Origin of the sequence: Stieleria marina, assembly GCA_007741555.1 — a bacterium.
GTDB lineage: Bacteria > Planctomycetota > Planctomycetia > Pirellulales > Pirellulaceae > K23-9.
Genome location: CP036526.1, coordinates 5,678,503 through 5,692,787, shown reverse-complemented (window position 1 = coordinate 5,692,787; position 14,285 = coordinate 5,678,503). Strand labels below are relative to the sequence as shown.

Below are 14,285 nucleotides of genomic sequence, written 5' to 3'. Positions count from 1 at the left end.
CTGCTTTTACCGCGAAAAGCGGCGTGTTGAGCCTTTTGAGGTCTCTTGCGAAGGCAAACTGTAATTTCCGAATTAACTTTCTTGGCTAGAGTCGCTACACTTCGACTTGAGCTCGATTTGAATAGCAACATCATTGGACCAGAGACTTTAGGCGATGAGAACAGACTCCGACAGCATTCCAAATCGTATTCAACCAGCACAACTCAACAAGGAAAGCGAGTTTGGCAGTGATTCATCGGTTGATATCCTGGGGGCACTGTGGCGATACCGCTGGGCGGTGGTCTTGCCTGCGATCGCTGGTGCAATTGCCGGTTTTCTTATCTATCTTAGAACACCTGAAACGTATCGCAGCACGACTAAGTTAATGCTTGAGTCCGATAGACCTGCTATTTTCGACAATATGACAGGCAACGTAGTCAGTGGCGTTCCCGGAATTGAAATCATTCAGTCGCAGCTTTATAGCGACAAGGTCGTGTCGATGGCGTTTGATGATCCACGGATGAAGCCGTTTCGAGAGCAATTTAACAATCGATCCAGCCAGTTTATTTCCGAGGTGCAAGACTTGATGGTCTTGGAGCCCGAGGTGGATGATGCGGCCGCTCAATCACTGGTAATGCTCCTGCATTTTGATAGTACCAATCCCGAGCTTTGCGAAGCTTCAGTCAAGTCATTTAGCAGTGCGCTGCAAGACTTTTTGAATGAGAAGCAACAAAACTCGCGGGGTGAACTTATTCGTCTGATTTCCCAAGCGATCGAAGATTTGTATCCGAAGATACAGGAGCTTGACCAACGCAATCAAAAGTTTCGCAGCGAGGTTCCGTTGACGTGGAATTCGGATGGTGAAGCGATCAACCCCCATCGTGAACGTCAGCTGTACCTAGTTCAGAAACGCAGTGAGTTGTTCGAAGAATTGCGTCAGAAGCAGATCATGTTGCGTCAGGTTGAAACGCTCGCTCAGCGAGCGAAAGATCCAATCGTTGCGCTCAATGTGATCAGTAAGTTGCTTGGTGTTTCCATTTCGATTGACACTAGCGTTGGAGTGACGCCGGACATGCGTGCCGCAGACGCAGAGTTGCGGTTGCTGGATGTCGATGAAAAATTGATCCCGTTGATGATCGAACGAAATAAATATGCCGCTCAATTTGGTGACAATCACCCGAACGTTAAGCAGCTGGATAGCGAATTGAGTGTGATGAAGGCTGAGCTGAAACGACTGGTGCAGCAACAAACCGACCGGATGCTGGAGTTGATTCGTGAGAATAAGGTCGAAGGGGCCAATCCGGCTGAAGTTGCTGCCGAGACTGTTGCGCAGATTATTTATGCGTCAAAGGCGGAAGAGCAGTTGCTGGATACGCAGATCCAGGAGGTCGATGCGCAGATCGAGACCGAGAAAGAAGGAGCCACGAAGCTTGCACGGTATGAACAGCAGAACATTGGCATGCTTCGAGAGATTGATCGCAATCGTGAACTGATGAGCCGTCTTGAGAAACAAATGGATCAAGTCAGCTTGACGGATGACGAGGGGGGAACGCGAGTTACCGAGCTGAAGGCTCCGTCGGGTGCGTATATCGTGGGACCAAACCTAATGATATGTCTGGGAATCGGAACATTTCTTGGTCTGGCGTTAGGCTCCGGGTTGGCCTTTCTGTTGGAGAAAAATTCGAGCACTTTCCGAAACCCTGACGAGATTGCTGAAGTGCTTGGTGTTCCTGTTTTGACTCACGTGCCTTTCTTCAAGGGACGGATTCGTAAGGCTAAGAAGGGTGAAGTGAGTCCTTATAAGGATCTGGATCCTTACTTGGCGGTGATCCACCAGCCTGCATCGATCCCGTCCGAAGCGATACGGTCGTTTCGGACATCGGTGTTCTTTGAGCTCGCTGGTGTTTCGGGAGGCAAGGTGATTCAAGTGACCAGCCCGCTACCTGGTGACGGTAAAAGTACTATCGGTGGCAACTTGGCTTGTTCGATCGCCCAAAGTGGAAAGCGTGTTTTAGCGCTGGACTGTGACTTGCGGCGTCCACAGTTGACGGACAACTTTGATATGTCTGGTAAGCCAGGGATCTCCAATGTTCTCAACGGCGATTGCGAATTGGCTGACGCTTGCCATGCCACCCCGCTTCCGAATTTGTTCGTGATGCCTAGTGGGCCCATCCCGTCTAATCCGGCTGAGGCGTTGACTTTGCCAGATATGAATGAGTTGCTGGAGGAAGTTCGCAATGAATTTGACTACATCATTTTGGATACGCCGCCACTGTTGGTGGTGACGGACCCAAGTATCACCGCCAGTATGGTTGACGGCGTTGTCTTGACCGTTCGGATTCGGCGAAAATGTAAGCCGAACGCTAAGGAATCGCTGAATATTTTGCGTGCGGTCGGCGCCAAAGTACTGGGGACGGTCATCAACAACTCGGACGAAGCCGGTGCGAGTGACGGATACCGTGGCTATGGATATTACCGGTACGGTCGCTACACCAATCGTTATGCGCGACGTGGAAATGCGTCCGAAGGATCCAGCGACGGTTCGAAACGTGAGTCGATGGTCATTACCGGTCGCGGATCTACTGCACGAAATGGAGTGACGTCCAATGGCACTGCTTCTGCTAGACGCGCTGAAGTAAACCCCAGTGGGGGATCCAGGGATGATCGTGCCTGAGCGATTTACTTGTTTGGATGTTGGGTTCTGCCTGAGACCTGCCGAGGCAGCGAAGTTTGAATCGTTGTGGGAAAGGCCCGTGGCTAGCGCCAGCGGCTGACTGTTAGTGCTGGGTGTGAACTTTACTTGTTTGGATGCGAGGTTCGGGCGACTGCCTGCTGAGGCGGCGAAGTTTGAGTCGTTTGGAGAAATGTCCGTGGCTAGCGCGAGCGGCTGACTGTTAGTGCTGGGTGTGGGCGTTGCTTGAACGGATGCTGACGGAGCTTAGTTCAGGGCCGTTAAATGTGTTTGTGGGAAAGGTACTTGGCTTGCGCTAGCGGCTGACTCTGGCGTGTTTAGAAATCGGAGATGACTTCGGCGGTGGCTCTTGTTCCTAGGGCTCCCCAGAGGCCGTAGGGGCTTTTGGTGCCGGGGCTGGAGGGAGCGATGCTGCTATCGGTGGTGTCTCCGTCCATGTTCATGTCGACATAAACCGATTGTTGGCGGCCGTCGCCGGCTTCGATGGAATCGGTGATGAAGCGAACCGAGCCGTCGCCTAGTAGGACGTGTGCTCCGCCTTGATGGCGGCTACTGGGAGGGGCGACGCCGCCCAGAAGTGGATCGATGACCGATCCGATCGATCCGCACATGCCGCTGTTGGGCGGCAGAATTGTGTTGACGGCCGAGGTGATGTGCAGGGCAAGTGCCCAGGTATGTCCCCGGCGATAGTCGATTTCGACTTTTATCGCATTGGATCCCCAGAACTGCGGCCGGTTTGGGTCGCGATGGCCCGCATCGTCGCAGTAGCGAGGGTTGTTTGCGACGGGGGCAAGCGACACTACGGACAGGTCTGTTGTGATGTTGTGGTCACCCAGGTCCGAATTGATTTCGCCCATCGTGATGGTGTTGGACAGGCCGTCGAGGAAGTCGCGGAATCGAGTGAAACGCCGCGGCACGAACGCTCCTCGGCATGAGCCTTGGGCTGCGATCGCTGCATTGGCGTCAGGTTGCCAAGGAATGGGGCTGCCATCAATCGGTAGCAAAGGCCCTTGATTAACCAAGGGCGAATCACCCAAGCAGGTCGCGTAGTTGGTGCGGCCGTGAGCCGGTAAACCTTGGCCTGGATCGCTCGGGCACCGATAGGTCGGGATTTCTGTCAGCCAGGGATCGTAACGGCTGGAGAGGTGGCTGACCAATCGCTTGTACGGCGACGGCCCCATTGGCGGAAAGGGCTCGCCCGAGATCGGATCTTGGAATGGGTTGCTGATCTGATTCCACAATCCCTGCTGTTCCATGAAGGGCGTCATCCCGACCAGGATGTTGAGCGCGTTGCCGTTGACTCCTACGCGTGGGAGGAACAAGTCGGGGTGAAATCCGCCAGTGCCACCTTGATACTGCGGCAATCGCTTGTAGGCCGAGTGGTAGTTGTGGAGTGCTAAGCCGAGTTGCTTGAAATTGTTGCTGCAACTCATTCTTCTGGCTGCTTCGCGAGCTGCCTGCACAGCGGGCAGCAGCAATCCGACCAAGATCCCAATGATCGCGATGACAACCAACAGTTCGACCAGCGTGAAAGCGTGGCGTTGGCTACATGGTTTTGTTTGATGGTGCTGCGTCATCAATTTCCCAAGTCTAGAATTTGCTCGGCGGTTTCCCTTTTTGCATCGCCGGGCTCTCCGTTCGCTTCGCCGGGCTCTCCGTTCGCTTCGCCGGATGGGGAAGGTTTGTTCTTAAGTTCACCGGCAGCAGGCTGTCGCCCCGGGCCACCCGTTGTCTCGGAAGCATAATCGGGATTGGACTCAATGAAGTCTCGGATGTCTTGCGTGCTAGTGGAGCTCCCTGCGGTCGACGCGTCGTTCGTGCCGCAGCCTGAGATTAGGCACAGAACAGACGCTTGCAGAAGCAAAACTTGAGCGAGTCGGATTCCTGTGCGGGGCATAGCGACGATGATTTGTGCGAGAAAGCAGGAGACAACTGCTCCTTGTGTGTCGTCTCAGTGTAAACGAGTTCTGTGCAAGCGGCACGGGTTTTCACACCGACAGAGAGCGACGAGCGACTGATCAATGGTCGATGCAGAAACCGCGTCCGCGGGGAGGGGCGTGCTTTGAACCTGGGGATTCGCGAACAGACCGATGCCTCAGTCCCACACGTGATCAACGAGGAAAGAGCCGTATCTGAAGCCTTTTGGTCCAAGTGCGGCTGGCGGATGGTTAGTGCCAGCAAATCTTGTCGGCATCGAAGATCGGGCCTTCGACGCAGGTGCGTTTGTAGTCCCATCCTTCGCTGCCGTCTTGTTCTGCGGCATCCATTTTGATCGGCGCGACGCAAGAAAAGCAAATTCCGATACCGCATGCCATCGGCGTTTCCATCGACACTTGGCAGTCGACCCCGGCAGTGGCACAGATCTCGGCCACCTTTTGCATCATGATTTCGGGACCACAGGTTGCGACGCGAACGGTTTCGCCACTCGTGAGCTTTGACAAGCGTTCGGCTAGAACATCCGGCGCCAGGCGTTGCTCGCCCACCGAACCGTCGTCGGTGCAGAGTGTCAGGCCGAAGCCGGCGTTGCGGAAATCATCCACCCCAGCAAGCAAGCTTTCGCGGCGGGCACCGTAGATCAGTTCGACTTGGGAAGCCCAGCCGTTTTGCCGTGAGCCATCGCCGAACGTTTGATTCCCGAGAGCTTCGCGTCCGAGGAGCAGCATGGGCGTTTGCCCGATTCCGCCGGCGACCATGATCAGCCGATCACAGGGGCGATCGGAAAATCCGTTGCCCAGCGGTCCCCACAGTGTGACCTGCGTACCGAGCGGACTTGCGGCGAGGGCCTGCGTGAGTGTGCCTTTGCGGATGTAGACCAAGTCGATCCACCGTGGCTTTCCATCGCTGTCGTCAATCACGTCGTAGATCGCTAAAGCCCGTCCGATCAACGGCGAGTTCCGCGACGCAAGTCGGATCATGACGAATTGGCCGGGCACGGCTGTCGATGCGATGGATGCCGCAGAGACTCGTACGCGGTAAGTTTCTTCGGCAATCAATTGCTGTTCGGTGATGACAGCTTCGACCTGCGTCATCGCATCGGCATAAAAGTCGGCGTGTAGTTTGGACATGCTGTCGAATTAAACCTTGTCTATCGTTTCCGTTTGCGACCGACGCTCTTTTTAGCTGAGCGTCCCTTGACCGGGCGTCCTTTCGAGGGAGCCGCCTTTTTGACTCGTGCTGCTCCGCGACGTTGGCTGGTCGCTGAAGCGGCGGGTTTCTTCTTGGCCGTTGTTTTCCGCTTGCCTTTGGCAGCGACACGTTTCTTGCCAGTTCCGGTCGTTGCGGAGCGTGAAGTCGAGCTTCGCTTGCCGGCGGTGCGTTTTGCGGTTTGCCGCCCGCGCTGCGGACGTTTGCGTGATTCGGACGGGTCGCCGCCGATGACGGATCCTTCGGCATCGTTGCTGCCCGAATCAAAATCGAACTCAAATTTGACGTCTGATGAAGCGTCTTTCTTCGATCGTTTGGCAGGGCGTTTTGCTGCCGGCCGATTGGTCGATGGGCTAGACGACCGGCTTTCGTAATTCGAACGCTGCGCGGCGCGTTTGCTGGCGCCGGCTCCTTTTTTGCGTGGTACTTTGCGTGCTGCCAGCCTTGTTTCGCCTTCGTTGCGGGATGCTTCGGCTGCAGCGTGAAGCTTGCGAACTTCCTCTTTGGAAACCAAGCGATACGCTCCGGGGGGAACGTCGCCCAGTCGAAGTGGTCCGATCGCGATGCGCCGAAGTGTTTGAACTTTGTGTCCTAGCCGAGCCAAGATGCGGCGGATTTCGCGGTTCTTGCCTTCGCGAAGCGTGATCTCAAGTTCCGTTACTTTGGACTTGGCCTTGATGATCTTTGCGCCTTCAACCTTCACATGGCCTTCGGCGATATAGATGCCGGTTCGCATGTTTCGCATCGTTTCCGATTCGACCTTGCCGGCGACCGTCACACGGTAAATTTTTCGGACGCCAAATTTGGGATGGGCCAGCATTTGTGCTAGGTCACCGTCGTTGGTCAGCAGGATCAGTCCTTCACTGCTGCGGTCCAGGCGTCCGACGGGAAATATGCGTTCGGTCTTGGGGACCAAATCGATCACGCGTGGGCGTCCGTGCGGATCTCGGTTGGTGGTTACCACGCCAGTTGGTTTGTTGACGGCGTAATAAACCTTTTTTTGTGCTCGCAGCAAGACACCGTCGACGTGGATCTTGACCAGCTTGGGGTCGACGGTTGTACCCAGTTTGGAAGCGATTTCGCCGTCGACGGCAACTCGTCCTGTTTCGACGAGTTCTTCGCACTGACGGCGGCTGCCAAAGCCGGCTGCCGCGAGGACTCTCTGGAGTCGCTGCGGGCCCTCGGGCTTTTCGATTTTAGGAGCAGCTTTTTTTCGCCGCGAGCTGCCCGATTGCTTTTGGGAGGCCTGTTTGTTGGTGGAGCGTTTGGGCATTGGATACGCGGGGAGAACCGTCGTTCGATCGATAGACGGCGCTAGCCGCGAGTGGGACAAAGTACTGAGCCCGGCAATTTATTGGCCTGAGGCTAATCGCCGGCGGCTCACATCAATGGCCCGTGGCTAGCGCCAGCGGCTCAACGATCGGGGAAAAACACCGATCAGCCCTGTAAATTACCAGAAACTACCCATTTTGTGACGGCGCCTTTTACTGAGAAAGAGTGCCAATTCGCTTTATGGCCAGCACACCAACGGAATTATCGAAGCCCAAGCCGGCAGCGGGCGACTCAACGAGCGAAAGCCGCCCGCTGATGCAACGCTGCCCGCTGAAGACTCGCTGCTGACCTGTTCGGCAGGAATTAGCGTCCTTCGCGAAGTTGGTTGAAGTAATCGGTGGCGTGCTCTTGCTCGGTTCGCGGAAGGTTCTCGTTGTCCAGAGCTTTGGCGTCTTCGGCCATCGCACCTTCGACGAGGGCTTTGAGTTCTTCGCGGGAGACGCCTTTCTTGTTGGGGCCATCCGCAAAGCCAGCGATGATTGCTTTGCCTTTTTTGACATTCCCGCGCACCTGAGTCTCGTACGTGTTGGTGTCTCCCTCTTCTTCGGGCCGGTCGCCCGAGCCATTACCGCGGCCCAGTCCGTTGCCTTGGCCTTCGCCGTTGCCCATGCCGAACTGGCCGTTGCCTTGGCATTGTTGGCAACCTGCTCCGCCGCAGTTCTTGCATCGCATTTGGTTTTTGGATTGTGAAAGCTCGTCCAACGTCGACTGCAAATCTTCGAGCTCGGACATCTCCTGTTGCATTTCACCGAGTTGGTCAGCCATCTGTTCCAGGGCATCAGCGGCTTCGGCGGACTTGCCATTTTTCATCGCTTGCTGAGCTTGGTTCATCGCATCGGCCATTTTTTGCATTTGTTGCATCTGGCCGTCACGTTGTTGCATTTGGTTGAGTTGTTGCTGCATTTTGGCTGCGTCAGCACCCCGACCTTCGTTGCGAGCCTGTTCGATCTTCTTTTGCAAATCTTGTTTTTGCTGTTCGTGTTTTTTGACGGCAGCTTGCATCTGCTTTTTCATTTGATCGACTTGCTTTTTCAGTTGCTCTTTTTCCTTCTTGGAAAGTTTGCCATCTCGCATTTTGTTGGCGAGATTTTTGACGATGTCTTTCGCCTTGCCGAATTCGCCTTTTTCGATCGACTTGGCGACCTTGTCGCCTGGGCCAGATTCCAAGCCTTTCATTTGCGACATCGCTTTACGCATCGATTCGCTTGAGCCGAGTTGGCTGCGACGCTCTTCGAGTTCCTTCTTCAGATCGTTCATCGCGATCATCGCTTCTTTGCGACTCATGTTCTTCTGCGAAGCAATCTTGTTTAGATCGGCCTCCATTTTCTCGAACAGTTCTTTCGCTTCCTTCAGTCCTTTGGCGTCCGCGTTGCGTTTTTGCTGTTGGATACGCTTCTTCAATTGGGAGGCGACTTTTTTGACTTGGTCGACTTCGGCCTGATCCGTTTTCGAAGTGCTGCTGGCGACCGACTGGCTGATTGGATCGACCAAGAAGAAGACGATTGCGAGAATGGGGACCAGAGAAAGGGGCAGCCAGCTGAGCTTGGAGGGTTTGAGTGCAAACCGGTCGGCGACTTCGAGTTGTTCGGCTCGCTTTTCGGCGTCAGCCATCAGCGCGGCACCAAAGTCAGTGTCCTGTTCGTCTTTGTCCAGCGACAGGGAGCTGCTGAGTCGTTCACGTAGGCCGAAGCGATGGTCGACTTCGGCAGCCACCGATTCTTGGCTCGGTGCAGTGGCAAAGGTATAGGCTGCGGCACCGATCACTGCTGCTAGGACGGTTCCGCCGATCCAGCTGTACGCCCAATTGGCCGCGTCGATGTCCATGACCCAAACGGCGGGCGCCGCCAAGGCGATGGTCGCGATGATCAGTGCTGTGAAAAGCGAGTAGCACAGGGCGCGTCCAAAGGTGCCGGCCATGAGGCGACGGCGAGCGGATGCAACACGAGTTTCAATGCGGTTCATGTCAGTTTGCCTTGCCTATTGGCTGGTCTGATTTCAGCGAGAGCAACGAAGGAGCAGCGGACGGGTTACGAGTAAAATCGCAGGACGAGCCGAATCGGCGAAAACCGCAATCAGTCCTACGGCTCGCCGTTTTTTACGTGCCGACTGTTTTCCGGTCGCCGATTGAGCGGTTAAGCCATTAGTAAGTTGGCGTCGCCCGCTTTCTGTCGTAAGTTCTAGTATAGAGGGGAAGGGTGGCAGGCATTAAAGTCGAAATCACGTTTTTGCCACCGATTTCCAACCTCTCGGGGTAAAAAAAATGTCCATCAGCTCTCAATCGCTTCCCGATCCCGACCAAACGCCCGGCACAGACGTCGTGATCTACGACGGCGACTGTCGTTTTTGTACTGGCGGTGTGAAACGATTGCGACAGTTGGACCGGTTTGGCCCGCGGTTGTCGTTTATATCGCTGCATGATCCGCGCGTCGCGGAGCGGTATCCGGACCTTGGGCACGACGATTTGATGAACGAAATGTTCGTCGTCGACACGGACGGGAACCGCCATGGTGGTGCCGACGCAGTGCGCTATCTCAGTCGGCGGTTGCCCCTGTTGTGGATCGCCGCACCGATTCTTTATTTGCCCGGTACGGCGAATCTCTGGCGATGGCTGTATCGTCAAGTCGCCAAACGCCGTTACAAAATCGCAGGCAAAAATTGCGAAAACGACGCCTGCTCGATTCATTTCGACTGATCGGGCGCATTTCGACTGATCAGCAGACAGCGACTTAGGATTCCAAAGTCGGGGTCATCGCGTCTTCGATCATGGCGGGGTCCAGTTTCTTGACTTTGGGTTCGCGTTTCTTGCGAGTCTTCGCCGGAACCATCGACTTCATCGATTCTTGTTTGCCAAAACAAAGCAGTCGATCCCCGGCTTCTAATGTCCGTGAGACCTTTGGGTTGGGGATCACCGTTTTGCCGCGGTAAAGCGTCAGCACGTTGATGTCTTGATCCGCAAAAGCCGACTCGGTAATCGTCATTCCGACGTAATGCGAACCTTCGGGGATCAGCAATTCGCAGACCGTGTATCCGCGACTGACGGTCAGCCGCTGGCGAATGTCCATTTCTGGGAAATCGACGTGGGCAGCACAGTATTCGACGATTGACCCGGCGATGTCCTTGCCCGTGGCGCGTTCGATTCCTTCCAAACCTGGCGAGCTGTTCACTTCCATGACTTGGGGGCCGTTTTTGCCTTCCAGCATGTCCACGCCCGCGACTTGCAATCCCATGATCTGCGCAGATCGAATTGCGGTTTCGCGATAGGCGTCGTCAAGTTCCACCGCTTCGACCGATCCTCCGCGGTGCACGTTGCTGCGAAATTCGTCTCCTTGGGCGACGCGTCGCATGGCACCGACGACTCGGTCTCCGACGACAAACGCACGCACATCACGGCCCTTGCTTTCGGCGACGAAACTTTGCAGCAGTACGTTTTGCTTGGCGGTTTGCAAGGTTTCGATGATGGCTTCGGCGACCTTGATCGAATCGGCCAGGATCACGCCGACGCCTTGGGTTCCTTCGAGCAGTTTGATAATGACCGGTGCGCCACCGGTACGTTCGATCGCACTGATGACATCGCTACGGTCGCGAACAAAAGTCGTCTTGGGCATGCCGATATGATGGCGGCTAAGTATTTGCATGCTGCGCAGTTTGTCGCGGCTGTTGGAAATGCCACTAGACGAGTTGGCAACAAAAACATTCATCTGTTCGAGCTGCCGGACAACCGCTGTACCGAAATACGTGATGCTGGCTCCGATCCGGGGGATCATCGCGTCATAGTCGCCCAGCGGTTTTCCTTTGTAGTACAGGTCGGGTTTACCGGCTTGCAGGTCGATCGAGCATTTGAGCGTATTGATCACCTTGGCTTTGTAGCCACGGTCTTTTGCTGCGGCCATTAGACGACGGGTGCTGTAGCAGCGTGGTGCCGTGGATAGGATGCCGAGTTTCATCAAGTTTGTCCTTGGGGGAATAGCCCTGTGGAGTGCCAGGAAAGTGATCACGTAACGATCGATTGAATTCGCGGTGCGTGAGGTAGAGTGTAGCGACATTTATTAATGTGAATGTCAGGGGGTCGCTGCGAACAGGGCGAATCGGGGTATGCTGTGCTGACGAGCGAAGAAACCGTTTTCCCTTTCCAAATCTCGATTATGCGTAACTCCCCGGTTCTGTCTTTGCTGCTATCCCTTGTGGTGCGAGCGTCTGTTTGTCTGGCCGTGGCAGGTTTGTCGATCGTCGCGGCGGCGGATGAAAAATCGGTCAGCTTTGTCCGCGACATCCAGCCGATCTTTGCTCGCGCGTGCACGGGGTGTCATGGCGGCGTCAAACAGGCCGGTGACATCTCGTTTGTGTCTCCCGATTCCATTTTGCCGCCGGACGGTTGGGTGATCGAACCAGGAGACGCCGAGGAATCGATTCTGTTTCAGCGTTTGATCTCGACGGACCCGGAGGAACGTATGCCGCCGCCGCATGAACACCCCGAACCGTTGGCGGATCACGAAGTGGATCTGATCAAACGCTGGATCCAAGAGGGCGCGAAATGGGAAGACCACTGGGCACGTGCGCAGCTTTCGGAGGAGGACCCACCGCTAACGACCGCTTCGGCCGACTGGGCCAAATCGACGATGGATCACTTCGTGTTTGATCGATTGAGAAAGGAAGGGCTGCAGCCGAGTCGTGTTGCTCCGGGACACCAATGGCTGCGGCGGGTGACGTTTGATTTGGTTGGTTTGCCTCCGACGCTGGCCGACATTTCAGCATTTCAGGATTCGCTGAAGGATGTCGAAACTGATTTGCAACGCGAGACGGTCTATCGCAGTACGGTTCGCCGTTTATTGGCGTCGCCACGCTTTGGTGAACGCTGGGCAGCGATGTGGATGGACTTGGCCCGTTACGCGGATTCGCAGGGTTTCGAAAAGGACCCGCACCGCGACATGTGGCCTTACCGGGAATGGTTGATCAATGCGTTTAATCAAGACATGCCATACGACGAATTCACAATCAAGCAACTTGCAGGGGACCTTTTGCCAAAGGCGAGTTACGACGATTTGATCGCGACGGCTTTCCATCGCAACACGCAGACCAATACCGAAGGCGGTACGGATGACGAGGAGTATCGAATTGCTGCGGTGATCGACCGGCTCAGCACGACTTGGACGACTTGGCAAGCGACGACGTTTGGATGTGTCCAATGTCATTCGCACCCCTACGAACCTTATGACCACGAAGAGTTCTATGCGGGGCTTTCGATGTTTAACAACAGCGAAGATTCGGATTTGAATTCGGAAACACCGACGGTTCCTTATCTGGAAAACCAAAAACAACGCGGTGGCTTTTTGCGAACCCAGCGTCGTTGGGTGGCAAGGCGAGACGCGCTGGACGCGATTGGGCGACAAGCGGTTTTGCAATCGAAGTGGCAGCCTTTGCCCATCACCCAAACCGAATCGACCACCGGCACGATTGATGTTGTCGGTCGCGAAATTCGGGTGGTGGCTGGAACCGTGGCTGTGGGCAGCACCTACACGATCGCAGCTGAGCTTCCAGATTACGTCAGTCGACTGACCGGTTTGCGAATTACGATTCGCCCTGAATCAGACAACCCAGCGGAGTGGCCCGAACAGGGAAGCGTTCTGTCGAGGCTGACGATGACAGTCGTCGACCAGGACGGCAAGTCGCAAGACGTAGCGTTCGATTCGGCAATTCCCGACTACCGAAACGGAGTCGATGGCTTGGGCGAGGCGGACTGTGACGAAATGTTTCGCAAAGGCAAACGCGGATTCGGTGGGCATCCCAAGTTGTTCAAGCCGCGTTGGGTGGTGGCTGTTCTCAAGACGCCGCTGGAGATCCACGCCGGCGATTCCTTGCAGCTTTCCATTAAACAAGACGCTTCGGTGACAGGAGGTCTTTCCAATCACCTTCGCCGGTTCGAAATCGAATGGACCGGATCGGGAGAGTTGGCCGAACTGATTGACGAAGACGACTACCGTCTGCGACGCGACGAAGTTGCCAAGCTGAAACAGAAGTACAAATCGTTCAAAGGGGCTCGTGTTCCCGTGATGATCGAACGCCGAGGTCCCGCCCGTAGAACGACCCGCATGTTTTTGCGAGGCAATTGGTTGGAGCGAGGCGAGGTGGTCAAGCCGCGGATTCCCGATGCTTTTCAACCCACTGATCCTGCTGCTCACGCTTCGGTGCGTAACCGTCTGGAGTTTGCCAAGTGGTTGGTGTCCAAGCGTAATCCGCTGGCGGCTCGCGTTTGGGTCAACCGAATTTGGGCCGAGTTGTTTGGGGCTGGGATTGTTGTGACGCAAGAAGATTTTGGCGTCAGCGGACAACCGCCGACGCACCCTGAACTGCTGGATCATCTAGCCTTGAAGATGCAGCGTGATTATCGTTGGAGCCTGAAGCAGTTTTTGGAGTCGGTCGTGTTGTCGGCTACGTACCGACAAGATTCTCGAGCGTCGCAGAAACTTCGTGAATCTGATCCCCACAATCAGCTGCTCGCTCATGGACCACGCACTCGGTTGACCGCCGAAATGATTCGCGATCAAGCTCTCGTAGCCGCCGACGCTTTAGTCAACCGGATCGGCGGGCCCAGCGTGATGCCTCCGCAGCCCGACGGTGTTTGGCAGCAAGTCTATTCGTCCAACCAGTGGACAGATGCGGATGACGAAGACCGCTATCGGCGCGGCGTTTATACGTACTGGAAACGCACCAGTCCGTATCCGGGGTTTGTCATGTTCGACACACCCAGTCGTGATGTTTGTAGCCCCCGTCGGATCGCGACCAACACGCCATTGCAGGCGCTGGTCACGCTCAACAGCGAAGTCTATTCGGAGTTGGCAGGGAAATTAGCGGAGGCTTGTGATTCACCGGACGTGAGAGAATCCATCGCGGAAATGTTTCTGCGAGTCGTCAGTCGCTCGCCAAGTGACGACGACTTGCGTGATCTGACGACACTGTATGAATCACTTTCGGGCCCGTCGGCGACCGATGCCAATGACCACAGAAAACCTGACGGCGAAAAAGCTGACGAAGAGCAATCTGACGGCGCCGCGAAATCCGTCGGACTCAAACCACTCGGCATCGTCGCACTTGCCATTCTTAATTCGGACTGGGCGATTACCAAATGAATTTGCACAACGAA

Annotated in this window: 8 protein-coding genes; 3 read left to right on the top strand and 5 right to left on the bottom strand. The window is 55.4% G+C overall.

Annotated elements, in window-relative coordinates; genetic code table 11:
• Window positions 1-154: 154 nt before the first annotated feature.
• A complete protein-coding gene (locus K239x_RS20105) occupies window positions 155-2,653 on the top strand; it encodes a polysaccharide biosynthesis tyrosine autokinase (RefSeq protein WP_145420010.1) in 2,499 nt (832 codons plus the stop codon).
• A gap of 335 nt (window positions 2,654-2,988) precedes the next feature.
• Here K239x_RS20105 and K239x_RS20100 read toward each other — a convergent pair whose 3' ends face one another.
• The 4 genes from K239x_RS20100 to K239x_RS20085 form a co-directional block, all read right to left on the bottom strand.
• Entirely contained in the window at window positions 2,989-4,248 is a 1,260-nt protein-coding gene (locus K239x_RS20100) for a DUF1559 domain-containing protein (RefSeq protein WP_145420008.1), read from the bottom strand.
• Between the two features lie 591 nt (window positions 4,249-4,839).
• The gene (locus K239x_RS20095; protein WP_145420006.1) at window positions 4,840-5,736 is read right to left on the bottom strand and encodes a dihydroorotate dehydrogenase electron transfer subunit; all 897 of its coding nucleotides are present in this window, start codon (window positions 5,734-5,736) and stop codon (window positions 4,840-4,842) included.
• Between the two features lie 20 nt (window positions 5,737-5,756).
• Window positions 5,757-7,088, bottom strand: coding sequence for a pseudouridine synthase (locus K239x_RS20090; protein WP_145420004.1), 1,332 nt, complete (start codon window positions 7,086-7,088; stop codon window positions 5,757-5,759).
• Window positions 7,089-7,450: 362 nt separating this feature from the next.
• Window positions 7,451-9,109 carry a hypothetical protein gene (locus K239x_RS20085; protein WP_145420002.1) on the bottom strand — a complete coding sequence of 553 codons (1,659 nt, stop codon included), beginning with the start codon at window positions 9,107-9,109 and terminating at the stop codon, window positions 7,451-7,453.
• Window positions 9,110-9,407: 298 nt separating this feature from the next.
• On the opposite strand from K239x_RS20085, the gene K239x_RS20080 reads away from it, so the two are divergent.
• Window positions 9,408-9,839: a thiol-disulfide oxidoreductase DCC family protein gene (locus tag K239x_RS20080; RefSeq protein WP_145420000.1), complete on the top strand. Its 432-nt coding sequence runs from the start codon at window positions 9,408-9,410 to the stop codon at window positions 9,837-9,839.
• A 34-nt stretch (window positions 9,840-9,873) separates the two neighbouring features.
• Here the strand turns inward: K239x_RS20080 and K239x_RS20075 are convergent, their stop codons facing one another.
• Window positions 9,874-11,091: a RimK family alpha-L-glutamate ligase gene (locus K239x_RS20075; protein ID WP_145419998.1), complete on the bottom strand. Its 1,218-nt coding sequence runs from the start codon at window positions 11,089-11,091 to the stop codon at window positions 9,874-9,876.
• A gap of 198 nt (window positions 11,092-11,289) precedes the next feature.
• On the opposite strand from K239x_RS20075, the gene K239x_RS20070 reads away from it, so the two are divergent.
• On the top strand, window positions 11,290-14,271 hold the full coding sequence (locus K239x_RS20070; protein WP_419189201.1) for a PSD1 and planctomycete cytochrome C domain-containing protein: 2,982 nt from the start codon (window positions 11,290-11,292) through the stop codon (window positions 14,269-14,271).
• Window positions 14,272-14,285: the final 14 nt, after the last annotated feature.